Origin of the sequence: Pseudomonas sp. NFACC37-1, from assembly GCF_900101575.1 — a bacterium.
GTDB classification, from domain to species: Bacteria; Pseudomonadota; Gammaproteobacteria; order Pseudomonadales; family Pseudomonadaceae; genus Aquipseudomonas; species Aquipseudomonas fluorescens_AA.
Window position 1 is genome coordinate 121,745 of sequence record NZ_FMUZ01000006.1, and the last position, 18,285, is coordinate 140,029.

General features: G+C 58.7%; 16 protein-coding genes and 2 pseudogenes. 15 read left to right on the top strand and 3 right to left on the bottom strand.

Going from position 1 to position 18,285, the window contains the following annotated elements; all coding sequences use genetic code 11:
- The first annotated feature begins 46 nt into the window (after window positions 1-46).
- Together BLP82_RS09800 and BLP82_RS09805 are read left to right on the top strand one after the other, a co-directional pair.
- Window positions 47-2,158 carry a hybrid sensor histidine kinase/response regulator gene (locus BLP82_RS09800; protein ID WP_092167056.1) on the top strand — a complete coding sequence of 704 codons (2,112 nt, stop codon included), beginning with the start codon at window positions 47-49 and terminating at the stop codon, window positions 2,156-2,158.
- A gap of 96 nt (window positions 2,159-2,254) precedes the next feature.
- Window positions 2,255-2,536, top strand: a complete 282-nt coding sequence (locus tag BLP82_RS09805; protein WP_170842292.1) for a hypothetical protein — start codon at window positions 2,255-2,257, stop codon at window positions 2,534-2,536.
- 189 nt (window positions 2,537-2,725) lie between these two features.
- On the opposite strand, the gene BLP82_RS09810 is transcribed toward BLP82_RS09805, so the two are convergent.
- Window positions 2,726-4,762, bottom strand: coding sequence for an NADH:flavin oxidoreductase (locus BLP82_RS09810; protein WP_092167061.1), 2,037 nt, complete (start codon window positions 4,760-4,762; stop codon window positions 2,726-2,728).
- Window positions 4,763-4,984: 222 nt separating this feature from the next.
- On the opposite strand from BLP82_RS09810, the pseudogene BLP82_RS09815 reads away from it, so the two are divergent.
- The 12 genes and pseudogenes from BLP82_RS09815 to BLP82_RS09870 form a co-directional block, all read left to right on the top strand.
- Window positions 4,985-5,158 (top strand): annotated as a pseudogene (locus BLP82_RS09815) (electron transfer flavoprotein subunit alpha/FixB family protein); the annotation flags it as partial.
- A gap of 201 nt (window positions 5,159-5,359) precedes the next feature.
- Window positions 5,360-6,259 (top strand): glycine betaine ABC transporter substrate-binding protein, encoded by a 900-nt coding sequence (locus BLP82_RS09820; RefSeq protein ID WP_092167063.1) that lies wholly within the window; start codon window positions 5,360-5,362, stop codon window positions 6,257-6,259.
- Window positions 6,260-6,428: 169 nt separating this feature from the next.
- Window positions 6,429-7,088 (top strand): dimethylsulfonioproprionate lyase family protein, encoded by a 660-nt coding sequence (locus tag BLP82_RS09825; RefSeq protein ID WP_092167065.1) that lies wholly within the window; start codon window positions 6,429-6,431, stop codon window positions 7,086-7,088.
- A complete protein-coding gene (locus BLP82_RS09830; RefSeq protein WP_256574144.1) occupies window positions 7,085-7,969 on the top strand; it encodes a DMT family transporter in 885 nt (294 codons plus the stop codon). Before BLP82_RS09825 ends, BLP82_RS09830 begins: the two co-directional genes overlap by 4 nt.
- Before the next feature lie 193 nt (window positions 7,970-8,162).
- The gene (locus BLP82_RS31170; RefSeq protein ID WP_170842293.1) at window positions 8,163-8,312 is read left to right on the top strand and encodes a hypothetical protein; all 150 of its coding nucleotides are present in this window, start codon (window positions 8,163-8,165) and stop codon (window positions 8,310-8,312) included.
- Between the two features lie 130 nt (window positions 8,313-8,442).
- A complete protein-coding gene (locus BLP82_RS09840; protein ID WP_092167072.1) occupies window positions 8,443-9,387 on the top strand; it encodes a fatty acid desaturase in 945 nt (314 codons plus the stop codon).
- A 30-nt stretch (window positions 9,388-9,417) separates the two neighbouring features.
- The gene (locus BLP82_RS09845; protein ID WP_092167074.1) at window positions 9,418-10,449 is read left to right on the top strand and encodes an ABC transporter ATP-binding protein; all 1,032 of its coding nucleotides are present in this window, start codon (window positions 9,418-9,420) and stop codon (window positions 10,447-10,449) included.
- Entirely contained in the window at window positions 10,446-11,075 is a 630-nt protein-coding gene (locus BLP82_RS09850) for an ABC transporter permease (protein WP_092167077.1), read from the top strand. The genes BLP82_RS09845 and BLP82_RS09850 overlap by 4 nt, the downstream gene beginning before the upstream one ends.
- Window positions 11,075-11,758 (top strand): ABC transporter permease, encoded by a 684-nt coding sequence (locus tag BLP82_RS09855; RefSeq protein ID WP_092167079.1) that lies wholly within the window; start codon window positions 11,075-11,077, stop codon window positions 11,756-11,758. The genes BLP82_RS09850 and BLP82_RS09855 overlap by 1 nt, the downstream gene beginning before the upstream one ends.
- 16 nt (window positions 11,759-11,774) lie before the next feature.
- Window positions 11,775-12,713 carry an ABC transporter substrate-binding protein gene (locus tag BLP82_RS09860; protein WP_256576578.1) on the top strand — a complete coding sequence of 313 codons (939 nt, stop codon included), beginning with the start codon at window positions 11,775-11,777 and terminating at the stop codon, window positions 12,711-12,713.
- A 36-nt stretch (window positions 12,714-12,749) separates the two neighbouring features.
- On the top strand, window positions 12,750-14,078 hold the full coding sequence (locus BLP82_RS09865) for an LLM class flavin-dependent oxidoreductase (RefSeq protein ID WP_092167081.1): 1,329 nt from the start codon (window positions 12,750-12,752) through the stop codon (window positions 14,076-14,078).
- Window positions 14,079-14,113: 35 nt separating this feature from the next.
- The gene (locus BLP82_RS09870; protein WP_092167084.1) at window positions 14,114-14,896 is read left to right on the top strand and encodes a phosphate/phosphite/phosphonate ABC transporter substrate-binding protein; all 783 of its coding nucleotides are present in this window, start codon (window positions 14,114-14,116) and stop codon (window positions 14,894-14,896) included.
- A gap of 36 nt (window positions 14,897-14,932) precedes the next feature.
- Here the strand turns inward: BLP82_RS09870 and BLP82_RS31970 are convergent, their stop codons facing one another.
- On the bottom strand, window positions 14,933-15,787 hold the full coding sequence (locus BLP82_RS31970) for a methyl-accepting chemotaxis protein (protein WP_371128530.1): 855 nt from the start codon (window positions 15,785-15,787) through the stop codon (window positions 14,933-14,935).
- A gap of 6 nt (window positions 15,788-15,793) precedes the next feature.
- Window positions 15,794-16,876 (bottom strand): annotated as a pseudogene (locus tag BLP82_RS31975) (cache domain-containing protein); the annotation flags it as partial.
- 292 nt (window positions 16,877-17,168) lie between these two features.
- Between BLP82_RS31975 and BLP82_RS09880 the strand changes: the two are divergent.
- Entirely contained in the window at window positions 17,169-18,212 is a 1,044-nt protein-coding gene (locus BLP82_RS09880; RefSeq protein ID WP_092167088.1) for a GlxA family transcriptional regulator, read from the top strand.
- The last annotated feature ends 73 nt before the right edge of the window (window positions 18,213-18,285 follow it).

Sequence of the window (18,285 nt, forward strand, 5' to 3'; positions counted from 1 at the left end):
GTGTCTGTCGATTCCCTGCAGGCATTTTTGAGGTTCAGAGTCGACCATGGAGTTTCTATCCCAGAATCACGGCTGCCCTGGGTGGGGCGGTGAGATGGCCGGGCGTATCCGGGCGTTCGATTGGAGCCGAACGGAGTTGGGCGCCATCGAGCACTGGTCCGCCAGCTTGCGCAGCGCTGTCCAATTGTTGCTGGCTTCGCCCCTGCCGATGGTGATGTTGTGGGGCCGCCAGGGCTTCATGATTTACAACGATGCCTATGCCGAGTTCGCCGGCGGCCGCCATCCCTACTTGCTGGGGTGCGCGGTGGAGTTGGGCTGGCCGGAGGTCGCTGAATTCAATCGCCATGTACTGGACGTCTGTCTGGCCGGCGGCACCTTGTCCTACCGCAGCAAAGAGCTGGTCCTGCTGCGCGATGGCAAGCCTGAAGACGTGTGGATGGACCTCTACTACAGCCCGGTGCCCGATGATGACCAGTGCCCGGGGGGCGTGCTGGCGATTGTGGTGGAAACCACAGAGCACGTATTGACCGAGCGCGCCCGGCAAGAGGCCGAACGCAGTTACCGCGCGGTCAATGAACGCATCCAACTGGCGCTCTCGGCCGGGCCCTTGCTGGGGTCGTTCGTCTGGGACATCCAGGCCGACACGCTGTCGGGCGATGAGCGTTTTGCCCGCACCTTCAACTACCCACCCGACTGTCCGCTGGACGCACTGCCCATCGAGATTGCCCGCCAGGGCATCCACCCGGACGACCTTGAAGAGGTCAACCAGCGGGTCGAACTGACCGTGCGCACAGGTACGCCTTACAGCGCTGAGTATCGGGTTCGCCGCCTGGGCGGTGACTACCGGTGGGTACTGGCCAGCGGTCGATGCGAGTTCGACGGGACGGGCCGGCCCCTGCGGTTTCCGGGAGTGCTGATTGATATCGACGAGCGCAAGACGGCCGAAGCTTCGCTGCTCAAATTCACCCGCGACCTGGAGCAGCGTGTCGCCAACGAGGTGCAGGCGCGGTTGGCAGCGGAAGAGCAGTTGCGCCAGTCGCAGAAACTCGAGGCCATTGGCGGCCTCACCGGTGGCGTGGCCCATGACTTCAATAACTTGCTGCAAGTGATCGCCGGCAATCTGCACTTGCTGGCCCGCCACGAACGGGACAACGCCAATGTGCAACGACGGGTCAGTGCCTCCATCGAGGCCGTGGAGCGGGGCGCCAAGTTGTCATCGCAACTGCTGGCCTTTGCCCGGCGCCAGCCATTGTCACCGGCGGTCTATAACCCTCGGCGCATCTACGAGGGCATGGGTGAACTGCTGCAACGGGCCTTGGGTGAAACCATCCTGATTGAAGTGAGCCTGCCCCAGGAACCCTGGTGCATCCATGTCGATCGCAATCAGCTGGAAAATGCCCTGTTGAACCTGGCGATCAATGCACGTGATGCCATGCGGGGCGAGGGCACCATCCATCTGATCGGCGAGAACATCGTGCTCGATGACGCGTTCTGCGCCGGCAAGGGGATTGCGGCCGGCGACTATGTCCGGCTGTCGGTGATCGATTGCGGCGTCGGCATGCCACCCGAAGTCCTGAAGCAGGTGTTCGAACCGTTTTTCACCACCAAGACCGATGGCCAGGGCACCGGGCTTGGATTGAGCATGGTGTTCGGGTTCGTCAAGCAGAGTGGCGGCCATATCGAGATCTCCAGTGACCTGGGCGAAGGCACGCGGGTGCGGATGTATTTCCCTCGAAGCCTTGCGCCCGAAGCAGGGGAAGCCGAGCAACACGACACACTTCATTCCGGCCGGCAAGAGACGATCCTGGTGGTGGAGGACAACGCCCAGGTGCGCAGCGCGTCGGTGGAACTGCTGGAACAGTCCGGCTACAAGACCCTCACGGCCGCCAACGGCGATGAGGCGATGAAGCTGCTGCTGGATGGCACCCCGGTGGACCTGATCTTCACCGACGTGGTCATGCCCGGCCTGATCAAGAGCTCCGACCTGGCCGCCTGGGCCAAGGTGCAGACCCCGCCGGTCCCCGTGCTGTTCACCTCGGGGCATACCCGGGACATCATCTCCCGCAACCATCAATTGAGCCCCGATACCCATTTGTTGAGCAAACCCTACGGTCCGGACGCACTGGCCCGGATGGTGAGGAGCGTGCTGGGCGGTTGATCGCGGCGTCTTAAACAAATGGAACCGAAGCCGTCGCGTCACCTTCGAATGTTCAAGACCGGTCATCCATCCGGCCCTGTCATGAACGAGGTGCCCATGAACGACGATCCCGCAAACACTCAGCAACAAGGCCAGGGGCAGACGCCATTCCCGCGTAATGATCCGGCCATCGATCCTCAGGTCCCGGGCAAGCCTTCGAATGCCGAACCCGTCAGTCCCGCCGGAGCGGACCAGGCTGACAGCGCCGCCACTGAGGTCGACCAGAAGCAGCATCATCAGGACAATGACAACACCTTCAGCCCCGGCTTCAAGCCTGACCCGGACCGGCCGAAATCCGGTGACGACACGGATGCTGACATCGACACCGATGGGGGCTAGACCAGGAAGGATGTACAACACCGCATCAGGGTGGTGAATGCAAAACTCATGAACATCCACAAACCCTGTGGGAGCGAGCTTGCTCGCGCTTGAGCGCGAAGCGCTCACAAATGGGTCTGCTGCGCAGCCCAGCGGGAGCAAGCGCCCTCGCCACAGGTTACCGAACGCCTTGAGCGCAACGGCATGACCTCAAATGTCCTTGACCAGCCGCAGCGCATCGTAGATAGCCGCATGGGTGTTACGCGCCGACACCGCGTCGCCAATTCGGAACAGCTGGAAACGGCCCTCCGGGTTGGTCACGATATTTTGGGTTTTCCCGGCGATCAGATTGTGCTGCTCCACTGCGCCGTTATTGCTCGAGTGCGGGCGTAGCTCGAAGTACAAATCGTCCAGGGGCAGGGTGCCGTGGTTGACCACCACCTGATCGACCACGCGCTGCTTGTGCACCTGACCATAATCGCTGCCGAAGTTGGCCACCAATTGACCGTCGCGCTTCTCCACGGAGTCGACCCGATAGGTGACCGTGAAGGTGACGTTCAGGTCTTGCAGGCTGCGCATGTAAGGCACCAGGTTCATCGCCATCACCTCCGGCGCAAACGACCGGTCCGGCGTGACGATCTCCAGTTTCGCACCGCTGCTGGCGATGACCTCGGCTGCTTGCAGCGCCGCGTGGTCGCCCGCGTCGTCGAAGATCAGCACGTTCTGGCCGGGCTTGACGTCGCCGGAAATGATGTCCCAGGTCGACACCACCAGTTCATTGCCGTGCTTGAGCACTTCGGTGTGGGGTAAACCGCCGGTGGCGACGATCACCACGTCCGGCGCCTGCGCCATGACGGTCTCGGCTTCGGCCCAGGTGTTGAATTGGAACTTCACCCCCAGCCGTTCGCATTGCGCCATGCGCCAATCGATGATGCTGATCATCTCCCGCCGCCGCTCGCTCTGCGCAGTCAGGCGGATCTGCCCACCGGGTTGATCCGCCACTTCGAACACCGTGACGTCGTGGCCACGTTCGCCGGCTACCCGTGCCGCTTCCAGGCCCGCCGGGCCGGTGCCAATCACCACCACCTTGCGCGTGACCGACGCCTTGGGAATTTCGTGGGGCATGGTGGTTTCGCGGCCGGTGGCGGCGTTGTGGATGCAGTACGCGGCACCGCCCTGATAGATGCGGTCCAGGCAATAGTTGGCACCGACGCAGGGGCGGATCTCTTCTTCACGCTTCTCGATGATCTTGCGCACGATGTGCGGGTCGGTCATGTGCGCCCGGGTCATGCCGATCATGTCCACCTTGCCGGAGGCGATGGCGTGACGCGCCGTGGCGACGTCCGGAATCTTGGCCGCATGGAACGTCGGGAAACCGGTGGCCGAGCGGATCTCGCCGGCAAAATCCAGGTGCGGCGAGTTGCGCATGCCCTGGATGGGGATCACGTCGGTGAGGCCGGCATCGGTGTCGATGTGCCCGCGAACGACGTTGAGGAAGTCCACCAGCCCACTGTCCTTGAGCATGTGGGAGATCTGCAGGCCATCGCTGGCACCGAAGCCGCCGGGCAGGTCTTCATCGCCGGTGTAGCGCACCCCGAGCAGGAAATCTTCGCCACAACGCTGGCGAATGCCGCGTAACACATCAAAAGTGAAGCGCATCCGGTTTTCCAGCGAACCACCGTAGGGCCCGTCGAGATCGTTGGTCAACGGCGACCAGAACTGATCCATGAGATGCCCGTAGGCCTGCAGTTCCAGGCCATCAAGACCGGCGGCCTTCATGCGTTCGGCGGCGTCCACGTAATCCTTGATGATCCGGTCGATGTCCCAGTCTTCCAGTTTTTTCGGGAAGGCCCGGTGGGACGCCTCGCGGCGATGGGACGGCGAGACGACCGGCAGCCAATCAGCCTTGTCCCAGCGTGTGCGCCGGCCCAGGTGGGTCAGTTGGATCATCACCGCAGCGCCGTGTTCGTGGCACTCGTCGGTGATGTCCTTCATCCATTTGACCACTTCGTCCTTGTACGCCAGCACGTTGTTGAACACCGGCGGGCTGTCGCGGGAAACGGCGGCGGAGCCCGCCGTCATGGTCAGCGCCACGCCGGCCTTGGCGCGCTCGACGTGATAGGCGCGGTACAAATCCTTCGGCATGCCGTCGACAGGATAAGCGGGCTCATGGGAGGTGGTCATGATCCGGTTTTTGAGGGTCAGGTGTTTGATCTTATAGGGCTGCAGCAGAGGATCGCTGGACATGGTGTTGCGCTCCGGGAACAGGACATCAGGCTTGGTTTGACATAACGGTATGTCGAATGTTCATGTGTGTCAACGAGTGGGACACAGGTGTACATTTTCCTTGCGTGACGTAAAAACCGGGATTACCATCCAGTCGAAACAGGGGGGGGCTGGCTCGTGCGGCCGGCCATCGTGTCGATCCAAAGTGCAAGGGGGCTGTGCGAAGCGCTATGCCAGGAACCGCTCTACATCGCGGCGGGTATCAGTGGCGCCATTCAACCTTTGGCGGGCATGCGTGGTTCAAAGGTCATCGTTGCGATCAACCAGGACGCTGAAGCGCCAATTGCCCAGGTGGCGGATTACATGTGGGTGGCGGATCTGTTCGAGGCCTTGCCGGCGCTCGAAAAAGCACTGTGAGTGCTTACATTCATACGTTCCGCCAAAGGGCGGAGGAGGGCCGAACGACCTGAATACAGGAAGGGTTTCGCATAACTAGAACTTATCCACGCATAACATTAAATCCCTTGAGGAGTGTAATGGCACTCTGCTTTGATGAGGGAACGTGAATTCTTCTGCTGCCCTGCCAATAACTATTAATACAGTACGCGGAGATGCACCATGATGACGTTTTCCAGTAAAACTCGTATCGGCTGGCTTGCAGGCCTGGCGATGGCCGCCGGCAGCCTGATGGCCCACGCCGAGGAACCCACGCCCATTCGTATCGGTTGGGTGAATTGGTCGGATACGGAAATCGCTGTAAAGCTGGCGGATACCGCATTGCGCGATCACTTGAAGCAACCGGTCAAATTGGTGCTCGCCGACATTGGCATTCAGTTCCAGGCCTTGGCCAACGGCAATATCGACCTGATCCCGATGGTCTGGCTGCCGAACACTCACAAGGCGTTCTATGACAAATACCAGGACAAGCTCGAAGACCTCGGCGTGCTGTATGAAGGTCGCATCGGCATGGCCGTGCCAACGTCCATTCCCGCCAGCGAACTCGCCACTGTCGAGGACCTCAACAAGCCTGAAGTGCGGCAAAAGCTCGACGGCAAGATCCTGACCTCGGAAGTGGGCAACGGCCAATACAAACTCACGGAAAAGGCCATCAAGGAATACAAGCTCGAGGGCTACAAGATGGTCGCCTCTTCAGAGTCTGGCATGTTGAGCGAGTTGGATCGCAACCTCAAACGTGACAAATGGGCCTTGATCAACGCCTGGAGCCCACACTGGATGTTCGCCAAGTGGCCGCTGCGCTACCTGGATGATCCGAAGCAGGTTTTCGGTGGCGCCGAGCAGATTCACGCGATTGCCCGCAAAGGCTTCAGTGCCGAACATCCCGATGTCGCCCGGTTCTTCGCCAACTTCAAGATTCCCAAGGCCGACCTTGAGAAGCTGATGGCGACCGCCCGCGACAGTTCGGCAGACAAGGTCGTTGCCGAGTACTACGCCGCCAACAAGCCTCGTTTCGAGGCCATGTTTGGCAGTCAGACCGCCTCGGCGACCGTTAGCCAGTAATCGCCGCCGTTGCTTGGGTGTTTGCAGTTCGGTGCCCTTGACGCAAAGTGAAGGGCGTCGGCTGTCATCGATACCGTTCGGGCTACCCTTGGAACATGCCGGGACCCGCTTCCAGTGCCGCTGGGGTACGTTGAGCAGCCTGTCATCTTCTTCTACGTCTGACTCAGGAATGGGGTTGAAAACGATGATCACCCATCACGAGCCTTTGTCGTTGGATCCGGCCGTCACCTGCGGCGCGCAGTGGCTTCGGCGATCGCTGCATGAAATCCTCTCCAGCCATCTGGGGGACGGTACATCCGGGGCGACACAGGCCTATGCCGCCGCCCTGGGCCCGACCGAGTGGTCCCTCAAGAAGCCGCCGGCAACGCCCCGCGCGTTACCGGCAGTCCTGGCACCCTATTTGGCCCAGGCATTCGACGCTGCGCCAAGAGGCTCCGAACACCTGGCAGGGGTATTGGAGGCGTTGAACGTGCTGGTGCCCCATGTTCCCTGGATCAACCGTCAGGCCCAGGCCGGCCAGGACGATCGGTTCGTGGAGCGGCATCGCCATGGGATGGTCACCGGTCCAGGGGGATTGTTCGACTGTCCTGGCATGACCCTGGGGTTGGCCCTCATGGCGCCCGAAACCTGTTATCCGTTCCACCAGCATCCTCCGGCTGAGTTCTATCTGGTGTTGTCCCCAGGCGACTGGTATCGCGAGGACGTAGGCTGGTGGACGCCCGGGGCAGGGGGCATTGTCATAAACCCACCGTCCTGCACCCATGCGATGAGATCAACGCAAGCGCCACTCCTGGCGCTGTGGGGATTGCTCCATGAGTCCTGCGCTTGAGCCGACCACGGGTGATGCACACCGTGGGTGATGCCCCACGGCCGCAACTTGGAATCCTCTTGTGCCTGCTTGCCATGCTGCTCTTTGCAAGCCAGGATGGGATCACCAAAGTGCTGGTCAAGGACCTTCCCGTCGCCCAGCTCGTCATGGTGCGTTACTGGGTATTCCTGGCATTCGCTGTCGGCTATAGCCTTTATCGCGGCCACCTGGGAGCGGCGTGTCGAAGCCATCATCCGGTCCTGCAGGTCATCCGTGCCTTGCTGGGGGTGGGCGAAAGCGCGTTGTTCGGATTGGGGCTGCGCTACCTCGGAATGGCGGAGATGCATGCCCTGTATGCGGTGTTTCCGCTGATGACCCTGGCCTTGGCGGGCGCGTTCCTGGGTGAGTTCATCGGCGTCCGTCGCTGGGTGGCCGCGGCCATAGGGTTCATGGGGACCCTGGTGATCCTCCGTCCGGGAACCGGTGTCTTCGAGTTGGCGGCGTTGATTCCGCTGTTGTCGGCCCTGGGGTTCGCGGTCTTCAGTGTGCTGACACGTCGGATCAGCCGGGATGATTCATTCGCGACGAACATGCTCTACATGGGTTTTTTCGGCGCCCTGGCCATCACGTTCTCTGGCTTGCCTGGGTGGGTTTCGCCGAACCCGACACAGTGGGGCCTGATCGCCGTGCTGTCGACGATCGGCATGGTGGCGCAGTTGCTACTCCTCCAGGCGCTCAAGTACGCAACGGCAGGTACGCTTCAACCGTTCAACTACACGTTGTTGGTGTTCGCCACATGCATCGGCCTGTTCGTATTTGGCGAACTGCCCGACCTATGGACCGTCGTGGGGGCGTGCATGGTGATTGCCGCAGGCCTGTATGCAATCAAGGCGAAAGGGTAGGGAGCCCGTTTCATGTTATTCGATCCAGGAATAAGCATAATAGAATATATTCCTTGATCGAATTAGTTGGCATGTTAAGTTGACGCTACCGGACCGCCGGATATGTTCAACCCTACTCTATGGTACGACTATGTCCGGCGCCCGAATCTTCCAAATCAGCCTTGAGGCTCTGTCGCATGATGGGGCCCATGCAGTGATTTCTCAGTCCGGCACTCTGCGCATCAGTTCTTGTGCCGCCATTGCCGCTCCATTCGTGACCGGCAAACCTCTCCCTTGCCAGGCCAACAGTGAGGCCTGCAGTGCAATCAGCGAAGGCTTGGCGTTTCTGCTCTACGCCATGTGACGCACCGCTGTCGGCACTTCCATACCGTAACGTCAGTCAGTCATCTTGAGGTAATACCCGGTCCCGGGTGGTCGCTTGAAGTGTGAGTGAGTGGGCGTCTGTTCAGCGCAGCCTATCGCGACTTACCACCATGCCAAATTATTTGGATGAAGCTCATCGAGTTGAAATCGTCAAGCTCAGCAGGACCTTGACCAGCCAGACTGAATGGCCCACCTGGCTTTTACTGGTCGGCTTTTATCTGGCTTGGGCTCTTATTGTTTTTCATGGGCAGGCACTTGGCCAACTCATCAGCATTGTTCTGTTGGTTCCACTGGTCGTGCTCTGGATGTCGATCCAGCATGAGCTTATTCACGGTCACCCAACGCGTTGGCCTGTCATAAATAAAGCCCTGGGGTTTCTGCCGTTTGCCGTTTGGTATCCCTACGACATTTATAGGGACACGCATTTGGCACATCACAACGACGAGGTGTTGACGGTGCCTGGTCAAGATCCAGAAAGTCGCTATGTCACAAGTGCCTTCTGGTTGCAGTCACCTCGTTATGTGAAAGCGTTGCTTTGGGTAAATAAGACCTTGGGTGGTCGCTTGCTCGTGGGAGCACCATTGGCAGTGATATCCCTGCTGGGTAGCGAGATCAGAGGCTTGTTTCTCGCGGGACGAAGTACTGGACGAGTGTGGATAGCTCACGTGCTAAGTGTCGTCGTGGTGCTGACCTTGGTTGAGCAATACAGCGCCATCAGCGCTGTGCAGTACGTATTTTTAGTTTCACTGCCGGCCTTGTCCATTGCAATGATCAGGTCGTTTTACGAGCATCGGCCGTCAACGCTGCCAGAACACCGCACGGTGATCAATGAATCCTCAGGGCTTTTGAGTTGGCTCTTTCTTAACCTCAATCTTCACTTGGTTCATCACGATCTTCCCGGTTTGCCCTGGTTTTATTTGCCTCGGGTGTATAGAGCCAGGCGTGAACAATGGATCGCGCGAAACAATGGCTATGTCATTCATGGCTACTTCCAGTTATTGCAGAGGCATCTGATCAATCCCGTGGATTGTCCTCGCCATCCTGTCAGGCACTAAAAATACTCAAGCTAATCTGGGCGTCGGAAAATGATACGTTTTGAAGCCATCAAGAAAACTCATAAAGGCAGCCCGCGAATGGCCGTGAGCGATTTAACGCTTCATGTCCGGGAGGGGGAGATCTGCGTATTTGTCGGGCCAAGTGGGTGTGGCAAAACGACCATTTTGCGAATGATCAATAGACTGGACACCCAGGACAGTGGCCGCATCAGTGTCAATGGGGTGGCGACCGATGAGCTTGACGTCGTGACGCTTCGCCGTGGCATTGGTTTCATGATGCAAAGCTCAGCCTTATTTCCTCATCAAACCGTTGCAGAAAATATTGGCGCTGTTCCGCGGCTCTTGGGTTGGAGCAAGCATAAGATCCGCCAGCGCGTGAGCGAGCTCATTTCCCTGGTCGGGCTTCAGCCGGAATTTCTGGACAGGTACCCTAATCAACTGTCGGGCGGGCAGCAAAGTCGTGTTGCCTTGGCGAGGGCATTGGCCTCGGACCCACCGGTTGTATTGATGGACGAACCCTTTGCCGCGCTTGATCCGGTGATCCGCGAGCGACTGCAGGACGAACTGGTTGCGCTGCAGAGGCGTTTGCATAAAACCATCATCCTGGTGACCCATGACATGGAAGAGGCCATCAAGATTGGTGACCGGATCGCCATCTTCGAGGGTGAAGGAAAGCTTGCTCAGTTCGATACACCTCACAATATCCTTGCCCACCCTGCCAGCGAGTTTGTGAAGAACTTCATCGGCAAGGATCCGCTGTTGAAAAGACTGTCGCTGATGAAGGTTTCTGATCTTCCTTTGGATGAAGTCAATTGCGAATTCAAACTTCTGCTGGACGATAAGTCCAATCCGCTGAAGTGGGTCAGTGAATCGGACTTGCCTGTCCCGGAACTTACCACGGTGTCTAATAATGACTCGTTGCATCACGCACTGGTTAAAATTCTAACGGCTCCGCTCGGTGTGGTTGTTCGAGTGGACGAGGCGGGCGGTTACGAAGGTTGCCTGTCGATTGCCAGCTTTCACAGCGCACTCAATGAGCGCCGCTTTGGAAGTGCGCAATGATTGACTGGTCCTGGATCGTTGAAAACTGGCAGCAGATCGGTCAGCTGTTATTCGATCATATTCAGCTGGTGACCCTGGGCCTGTTTATAGGAATGTTGTTGGCGGGCGCAATGGTGCTCTTGACGTTGTGGAAGCCAGGGTTGGCGCAGCCCATGATTTATATCAGCGGAATACTTTTTACCATTCCGTCCCTGGCACTGTTCATTTTGATAATGCCCTTTGCCGGTTTGTCCAAGACGACGGCGGTGATTGGTTTGAGCCTGTATGCCTTGCTGATTGTGTTACAGAACACTTTGGCGGGCCTTGCGAGTAACCCCCCGGACGTGCTGGAAGAAGCCCGTGCGCTAGGGTACACGCGCATGCAGAGATTCCTGGGAGTTGAACTTCCCCTGGCGTTGCCTTCGTTATTGGCAGGGCTGCGAACGACTGCAGTGACATTGGTAGGGCTGGTGACGGTTACGGCGTTAATTGGTCAAGGCGGATTGGGGCAACTGTTCATTACCGGGTTGGCTCAAAGTTTCACTACGCCTGTGGCGGTCAGTTTGGTCCTGACGGTGATGTTGGCGTTATGTTTTGATTTTCTGTTTTATTCAATCAATAAATGGCTGGTCCCTTGGGTGCGCTAATGAATAGGATCGCAGATGTCTACCTCTGGTTTTCTCTTCCTGAACACTGGTTGGGCGAAGACGGAATACTGACTCGGCTGGCAGAGCATATTTATTATGTGTCTTTGAGCCTGGCGATTGCTTGTGCGATAGCGTTGCCGCTCGGCGTACTCATGGCTAACTACCGCAAAGGCGCGCAGGTTGCGATCGGGCTGTTCAATATTGGGCGAGCATTGCCTTCCCTGGGTATTGTGATACTTGCAATCATGGTCATTGGCTATGAAACCAGCACAGTGATTATCGCCTTGGTCACCATGAGCATCCCGCCGATATTGACCAATACCTATGTTGGCATCGATCAGGTGGATTCGTCTCTGAAGCATGCTGCCAAATCGATGGGGATGCGCAGATGGCAGATGTTTATCCAGCTGGAATTACCGTTGGCTTTTCCGTTGATCTTTTCTGGATTCCGATCAGCCCTGGTGCAACTTATTGCCACGGCCACCATCGCCGCCTATGCAGGGTTCGGCGGGCTGGGCAGGTTTCTCATTGACGGGCTGGGTCGAAATGACATCCCTCAAATCATTGGCGGCGCACTGGTGGTGTCGGCACTTGCGATTGTCAGCGAGTGGGTTTGTTCAATGATCGAAACACTCATGGTTCGAAAATGGCGAGCGGGGGATGTTGAACTGAGCGCTACATGATCAGGAGCATTTGAAAGTGCGTATTAATTCTGCAGAGGTGCAAATCCAAATGAAAAACAAACGACGTTCGAAGGCTCGTTCAGCGCACTCGGTTTCATTGTTGCTGGGGTTAGGCTTGCTGGTGGGCAGCGCATTTGCCAGTGCCCAGTCCATCACCATAGGCGGGGCCAATTTTTCCGAGCAGACGATTCTCGCAAATATCTATGCGTCAGCTTTGAAAAAGGAAGGGATTGAGGTCAAGACCCGGCTCAATCTGGGGAACCGCCAGATCATCGCCAAAGCGCTGGAAAACGGGGATATCGATGTTGTACCCGAGTACATAGGATCACTGTTGAGTTTCTATGACGACAAGAGCGCCCTGACCAGCCAAAAGGAGATCGTCAGCGTCTTGCAACAGAAGTTGCCGGCGGACCTCCAGTTGCTTGAACCTTCGGCCGCGGGCTCTATTACCGCTTGGGCCGTCACCCAGAAAACCGCAGAAAAGTACAACCTGCAGACCTTGTCCGACCTGGCGCCCGTCTCCGGTGAACTCACGCTGGGTGGGCCTCCCGAAGTCACCACTGCCGCCTTAGGCCTGCCCGGGTTGAAGGCGGTCTACGGCATCAACTTCAAGAGCGTCAAATCGCTGGACATGGGCGGGCCCTTGTCGCGGCTGGCGCTGAACTCAGGTGCTATCGACGTCGCCACGGTGGTCTCCACGCAAGGCATCCTGGCAAAAGAACCTTGGGTTGTGCTCGAGGACGACAAGCACCAACAGCCCCTGCAAAACATTACGCCACTGGGGCGCAAGGCGTTGCTGACCCCAGAAGTCACCAAAGTGCTCAACGAGGTCTCTGCAAAACTGACCGATGACGACCTCAAGCAACTCAATCGCCTGGTTGATATCGATCACAAGGATCCCGCAAAAGTCGCGGCGCAGTGGGTCGCTGAAAATACCGTCAAGGCGGCCAACTGAACATGAATGCGATGTGGGTAAGGTCGCGGAGGCGTTATGTCCAATAAAAGTATGATTTTGAATCTGTTCTTTTTTAATCCCCAAGGGGATCACCGTTTTTCCTGGCGCCACCCGCTGTCGCCGACCAAGGAAATATTGACGCTGGGCTACTACGTGAAACTGGTGCAGGCAGCCGAAGCGGCGAAGTTCGATGCGGTTTTTGTCGCGGATCACGTCGCGGTCTGGGACTCCGTCGCCAGTGGGTTGAGGCACTATGCCAACGCCCGCCTTGAACCGATTACGCTCTTGTCCGCATTGGCGGCTGTCACCGAACACATCGGGCTGATGGGCACCGCTTCAACGTCCTATAACGAGCCCTTCAACATTGCGCGATATTTTGCTTCGCTGGACTACCTCAGCACAGGGCGAGCCAGCTGGAATATCGTGACCTCCTGGTTGGAAGAGGAGGCTTCGAATTTCGGATTGTCAGGCGTGACGAAACACGGCGATCGTTATCGGCGGGCCGAGGAGTTCATTCATGTCGTCAAGCAGCTTTGGGACTCCTGGGAGGAGGGGGCTCTTGAGTTTGACAAGGACAGCGGCGATTTTGCCGATCCGTCCAAAATTCACCCGATTCATCACAAAGGAGCGCATTTCAACGTGCGTGGGCCGCTTAACGTGCCGCGTCCACCGCAAGGACATCCAGTCCTTGCCCAGGCGGGGTCTTCTGAAGCGGGCAAGGATCTGGCCGCCGCCCATGGGGACGTGCATTTCTGTTTCATCAATACGGTCGAAGAGGGACTGGCGTACAGGGCCGATTTGAATCGCCGACTCGAGTTGAAGGGCCGGCATTCCAGTGATCTGAAAATCATTACCGGTGTGCTTCCGGTGGTTCTGGAGGATGAGACTGAGGAGGAGCGCCGTCGGCAACTGGAGGACAGCCTCATTATCGATGCCGTGGCGATTGATCTGGTCTCCAGCTACACCCGTCTTGATCTGACAGGCCTGTCGCCGGACAGCCCGCTGCCCGCGTTGCCGGATGAGTCTGAGTTCGATGGCATTCGAACCGAACTGGCCCTGCTCAAGAAGTACGACACGACCTTGTCCATCCGTGAAATAGGGCGCCGGTTGGTCAAGAGTTCCAGTACCTGGCTGCTGATCGGAACGGCGGAGCATATTGCCGATAAGCTTTCAGCGTTATACGAGTCGAATGCCGTCGATGGCTACAACCTCATGTTTCCGTTTTTGCCGACGGACTTCGACACATTCACCCGTGGCGTGGTGCCTTTGCTGCAAGCCAGAGGGGTTTTTCGCACGGAATATGAACCTGGGACCCTGAGGGATCGCTTGGGTTTGAAGACGCCTGCCAACCGCTTCTTGCTGTGATCAGCGTCAATCACAATCCTCTGAATGGCTTTCATATGATCAGCGATCTATCCATGTACCTCGCTCCCGCCAGGGTTTTACAGGCCCAGGACGCCTGGCTCCAGCGCACCCTGGAGATTCTGGGTGAGCGCCGTGAGCAAAGACCGATCGTTGATCCCGTGTCCCATTGGCTTTCCCCTGATCTGTTGTTATCCCAGACCTGCGGCTATCCATTCGTCACGTCACTGCGGGGAAAGGTGAGGCTGATAGGGCGTCCGAGCTATGAGCTTGCTCATAGCTCGGGGGGTGACCATTGCAGTTTGCTGCTGTGTAGAGCTGATTCGGCCGTCACCGATCTGGCGGGTTTGCAGGGCAGCCATGGTCTGATCAACGCCCGGGATTCCAACTCGGGAATGAATTTATTGCGCCACACGTTGGCTGGGATCAGCGACCGTGGTTTTTTCTCGAAACTGACCTTCACCGGATCCCACAGGGAGAGCATTCGAAGGTTGAAAAACCACGACGGTGATTTGGCTTCTATCGACAGCGTCACCTACGACTATCTGGCGAGAGACAACAGTGACGAGATCGAAGGCCTCAGGATCCTGGTGCGAAGTGTGCGCAGTCCCTGCCTGCCTTACATAACGTCGATTCGTCGAACGGCGACGCAAGCAGAGTCTATCCGGCACGCAATGAACGAAGCCTTGAGCCAGCTTCCCGAGATTTCCCGTGACCTGGCGATCAGGGAAGTCCTGCCGGCCAGTGAGGCTGACTATGAGTGTCTTCTGGAGTATGAGCGCAGTGCGGCCAATCGCGGCTTTTCGTTTGTATCATCCTGAGCGGCGAGCCGTCCCTGGCTCGCCACCTCGAACACGCTAGAACTTGAAGCGCCCAACCAAGCCCTTGAGCTGCCCGGAAATATCCGTCAAACGCCCCGAGCCGGTCTGTGCCGAGTGAGCGAATTCCTCGACCAACTGGGCATCGGCATGAATCTGCGCGATGTGCCGGTTGATGTCTTCGGCGACCTGGTGCTGTTCCTCTGCCGCCGTGGCGATCTGGGTGTTCTGATCGCGAATCGAGTCCACCGAATTGCGGATCTTGTCGAAGCTGTCACGGGCCTGCTGAATGCGCTCGACGCTGGTGTGGGACACCTGCAGGCTGCTTTGCATCTGCTGGGTGACTTCCTGGGTGCGCCGTGCGAGGTTGCCCAGCAGGCTGTCGATCTCGCCGGTGGAGTCGGCGGTGCGGCGTGCCAGGGCCCGCACTTCGTCGGCCACCACGGCGAACCCACGACCTTGATCGCCGGCCCGTGCGGCTTCGATCGCGGCGTTGAGGGCCAACAGGTTGGTCTGTTCGGCGATCGAGCGGATGGTGTCGAGGATGGTGTTGATGTTCTTGCTGTCCTGTTCCAGCGCCTGCATGGTCTGGGTCGACTGCTGCAGGTCCTCGCTCAGTTTCAGCACGCTGCCGGTGGCTTCGCCGATGTGATGCTGGCCGTCGTGCACATCGCGGTAGCCTTCGTCCGCACTGGAGGCGGCCTGGCTGCAAGAACGGGCCACTTCGTTGGCGGTGGCAACCATTTCGTTGAACGCGGTGCTCACCAATTCCACGGCCTGGCGCTGGCGCCCGGCCGCATCGTTCATGTTCTGGGCCACGTGGCTGGTATCGGCCGCGGCGGTTTGCAGGTCGGAAGAGGCGCTGCCGATGCGTTGCATCAGTTGCGCGATCATGCCCAGGAACTGGTTGAACCAGCCCGCCAGGGTGGCCGTTTCGTCCTTGCCTTGCACGATGAGTTTGCGGGTGAGGTCGCCTTCACCTTCGGCGATTTCCTGCAGGCCATTGGCAACGCCGCGAATCGGCCGCACGATCACGCTGGCGAAACTGGCGCCCACCACGGCGAAGACCACGGCCAGCGCGGCGGCGATGGCGGCGATCAGCCAAGTCAGGCTCGAGGCCTCGGCCATCACTTCATCGCGCTTGATCAGGCCGATGAAGCGCCAGCCCAGCCCTTTGGAACTGACCACGTTGGCCATGTAGGGCACGCCGTCGATCTCGATCTGAGTCACGCCATCGCTGCTTTTGGCCAGCTCGGCATAGTGGGGGCCAAGGTCGGCCAGCGGCTTGAAGTTGTGCTTGGCATCGGCGGCGTCCACCAGGACGTTGCCGTTGGCTTCCACCAGCATCAGGTAGCCGCTGTCGCCCAGCTTGATGTTCTTGACCAGTTCGGTGAGCTGCTTGAGCGACACGTCCAGGCCGACCACGCCCACGACGTTGCCGCTGGCGTCGGCGACGGTGTGTACGGTGCCGATCAGCGACACATCGTCCGGCGCCCAGTAATAGGCGTCCGTGCGCACGGTTGTACCCGGTGCGGCGATGGCAGCCTTGTACCAAGGGCGCACGCGCGGATCATAGTTGGTCATCTTCGGATCGTCAGGCCAGCTGGCGTAGCCGCCGTCGCTCAGGCCCACGGACAGATAGGCGGTGGTCGGATGGCTCTTGGCGAATCGGTCGAATATTTCCAGAAGTTGTTGGTTGATCTCGGGGAGCGGTGTTTGTGCGGCATCGGCCAGGGAGTAGTTTTTCAACCCCTTGGCGGCGATGATCCGTGGATCCTTGGCGATGTATTCGACGTTCTGGCTGATGCCATCGAAGAACTGCTTCATGCCGTTATCGATCTGGCGGATTTCACGGCCGCTGCTGTCCAGGAAGTTGGCCTTTGCGGCGTCGCGCAGGTTCATTACGACAAGCACCGCTACCAGGATAACCGGGAGGCAGGCGATGGCCGCGAACGCCCATGTCAGCTTCTGTTTGATATTCATGACTTCTCCCGCGGAATATTTTAAGTGTTGGAACGGCGGAAACAGCAGTGTTTGGCGTTGCGAGTCTCTGGAAGGGAAAAGCGCCCATGCCTACTGCCACTGTATCGACCAAAGTTGTAGGCACTTGAGGCTTGCCATTTTGGCGCGGGCCGATCGGTAGAGGGCGTAGGCGCGATTGCAGGCGGCTTGACTAGTCTGGAAGATAGCGTGGTTTGCCCTGCGCCTTCGCTCTGCGGCTCGGGCACCCACGTGCAGCCAATCCTCATTGTCTTTAATGTATTAACGAGGCCCTATGCCAAGCGCATTCGAGAGCGTACTCAAAAACAAGAACATGGCTTATCGACCGCTCGGAGCGGCGTCCGCCAGCGAGGCGCCGATCCGCGTCGCGTTTGTATTGATGGACAACTTCTCGATGATGTCCTTCACCGGTGCGGTGGACGCGCTGGTGACCGCCAACCTGATGAGCGACATGCCCCTCTACGAGGTGCTGACGGTGGGGGTTTCAGGTGGGCAGGTGACGAGCGACCTGGGCATTGTCATCTCGACGGACATCGAACTGGCGCAGATGCCGGAAAACCAGGACGTGCTGATTGTCGCCGGGGGCTTTCGCGTGAAGTTGCAAGGCCATCCCTTGCTGCGCCGCAAGCTGCGCGCTAATGCGGCGTCCGGGGCGATCCTGGGCGGGTTGTGGAACGGTGTCTTCTTCGTTGCCGATGCCAATCTGTTGGATGGTTTCGAATGCGCTGTCCACCCGGAAAGTCGCGCGATGATGGTGGAGGTGTTCCCCCATGTGAAGGTGTCCAGCCGGGCCTATGTGGTGGATCGGGAGCGGGTCAGTTGCGCGGGCGCCAACAGTTCGCTGCGCATGATGCTCCAATTGATTCGCCAGACGGGCGGAGCGGCGCTGGTGGGGGCCATCGAGGAAATTCTGCGTTGTGATGAGTCGGGCGACGATGCGACGGACTTGCCACCGGTTTTCGTCGAGACCGACCCGACGCTGCCGGAAAGCCTCAAGTTGGCGTTGGAACTGATGTGGCAGAACGTAGAGGAACCCTTGACCATCGATGAGCTGGCCGCGTGCGTGAAGATTTCCAAGCGCCAGTTGGAGCGACGGTTCTGCAGTTTTCTCGGCGCGACTCCGACGCGCTATTACCTGGAGCTGCGCCTGACGCGGGCGCGCCAACTCATCCAGCAAACCAATCGGTCTGTGACCGAAATCGCCGTGGCGACAGGCTTTGTCAGTTCCCCGCACTTCCAGCGTCGCTTCCGGGATTTCTTTGGTGTGCCGCCTGGCAGTTACCGTTCGAAATCGGAGCGCAAGCAAGCCTTGCGCTGAACACGCTGCCGGAGCGGAAAGTGAGTTTTTGGGACGGGGAGGGTCACGCAGCTCAGCGGGAGCAAGCTCCCGC

Bases quoted from the DNA above. Each gene is read 5' to 3' on its own strand.
- BLP82_RS09800 (WP_092167056.1), top strand. From the start codon at position 47: ATGGAGTTTCTATCCCAGAATCACGGCTGCCCTGGGTGGGGCGGTGAG.
- BLP82_RS09805 (WP_170842292.1), top strand. From the start codon at position 2,255: ATGAACGACGATCCCGCAAACACTCAGCAACAAGGCCAGGGGCAGACG.
- BLP82_RS09810 (WP_092167061.1), bottom strand. From the start codon at position 4,762: ATGTCCAGCGATCCTCTGCTGCAGCCCTATAAGATCAAACACCTGACC.
- BLP82_RS09820 (WP_092167063.1), top strand. From the start codon at position 5,360: ATGATGACGTTTTCCAGTAAAACTCGTATCGGCTGGCTTGCAGGCCTG.
- BLP82_RS09825 (WP_092167065.1), top strand. From the start codon at position 6,429: ATGGGGTTGAAAACGATGATCACCCATCACGAGCCTTTGTCGTTGGAT.
- BLP82_RS09840 (WP_092167072.1), top strand. From the start codon at position 8,443: ATGCCAAATTATTTGGATGAAGCTCATCGAGTTGAAATCGTCAAGCTC.
- BLP82_RS09845 (WP_092167074.1), top strand. From the start codon at position 9,418: ATGATACGTTTTGAAGCCATCAAGAAAACTCATAAAGGCAGCCCGCGA.
- BLP82_RS09850 (WP_092167077.1), top strand. From the start codon at position 10,446: ATGATTGACTGGTCCTGGATCGTTGAAAACTGGCAGCAGATCGGTCAG.
- BLP82_RS09855 (WP_092167079.1), top strand. From the start codon at position 11,075: ATGAATAGGATCGCAGATGTCTACCTCTGGTTTTCTCTTCCTGAACAC.
- BLP82_RS09865 (WP_092167081.1), top strand. From the start codon at position 12,750: ATGTCCAATAAAAGTATGATTTTGAATCTGTTCTTTTTTAATCCCCAA.
- BLP82_RS09870 (WP_092167084.1), top strand. From the start codon at position 14,114: ATGATCAGCGATCTATCCATGTACCTCGCTCCCGCCAGGGTTTTACAG.
- BLP82_RS31970 (WP_371128530.1), bottom strand. From the start codon at position 15,787: ATGATCGCGCAACTGATGCAACGCATCGGCAGCGCCTCTTCCGACCTG.
- BLP82_RS09880 (WP_092167088.1), top strand. From the start codon at position 17,169: ATGCCAAGCGCATTCGAGAGCGTACTCAAAAACAAGAACATGGCTTAT.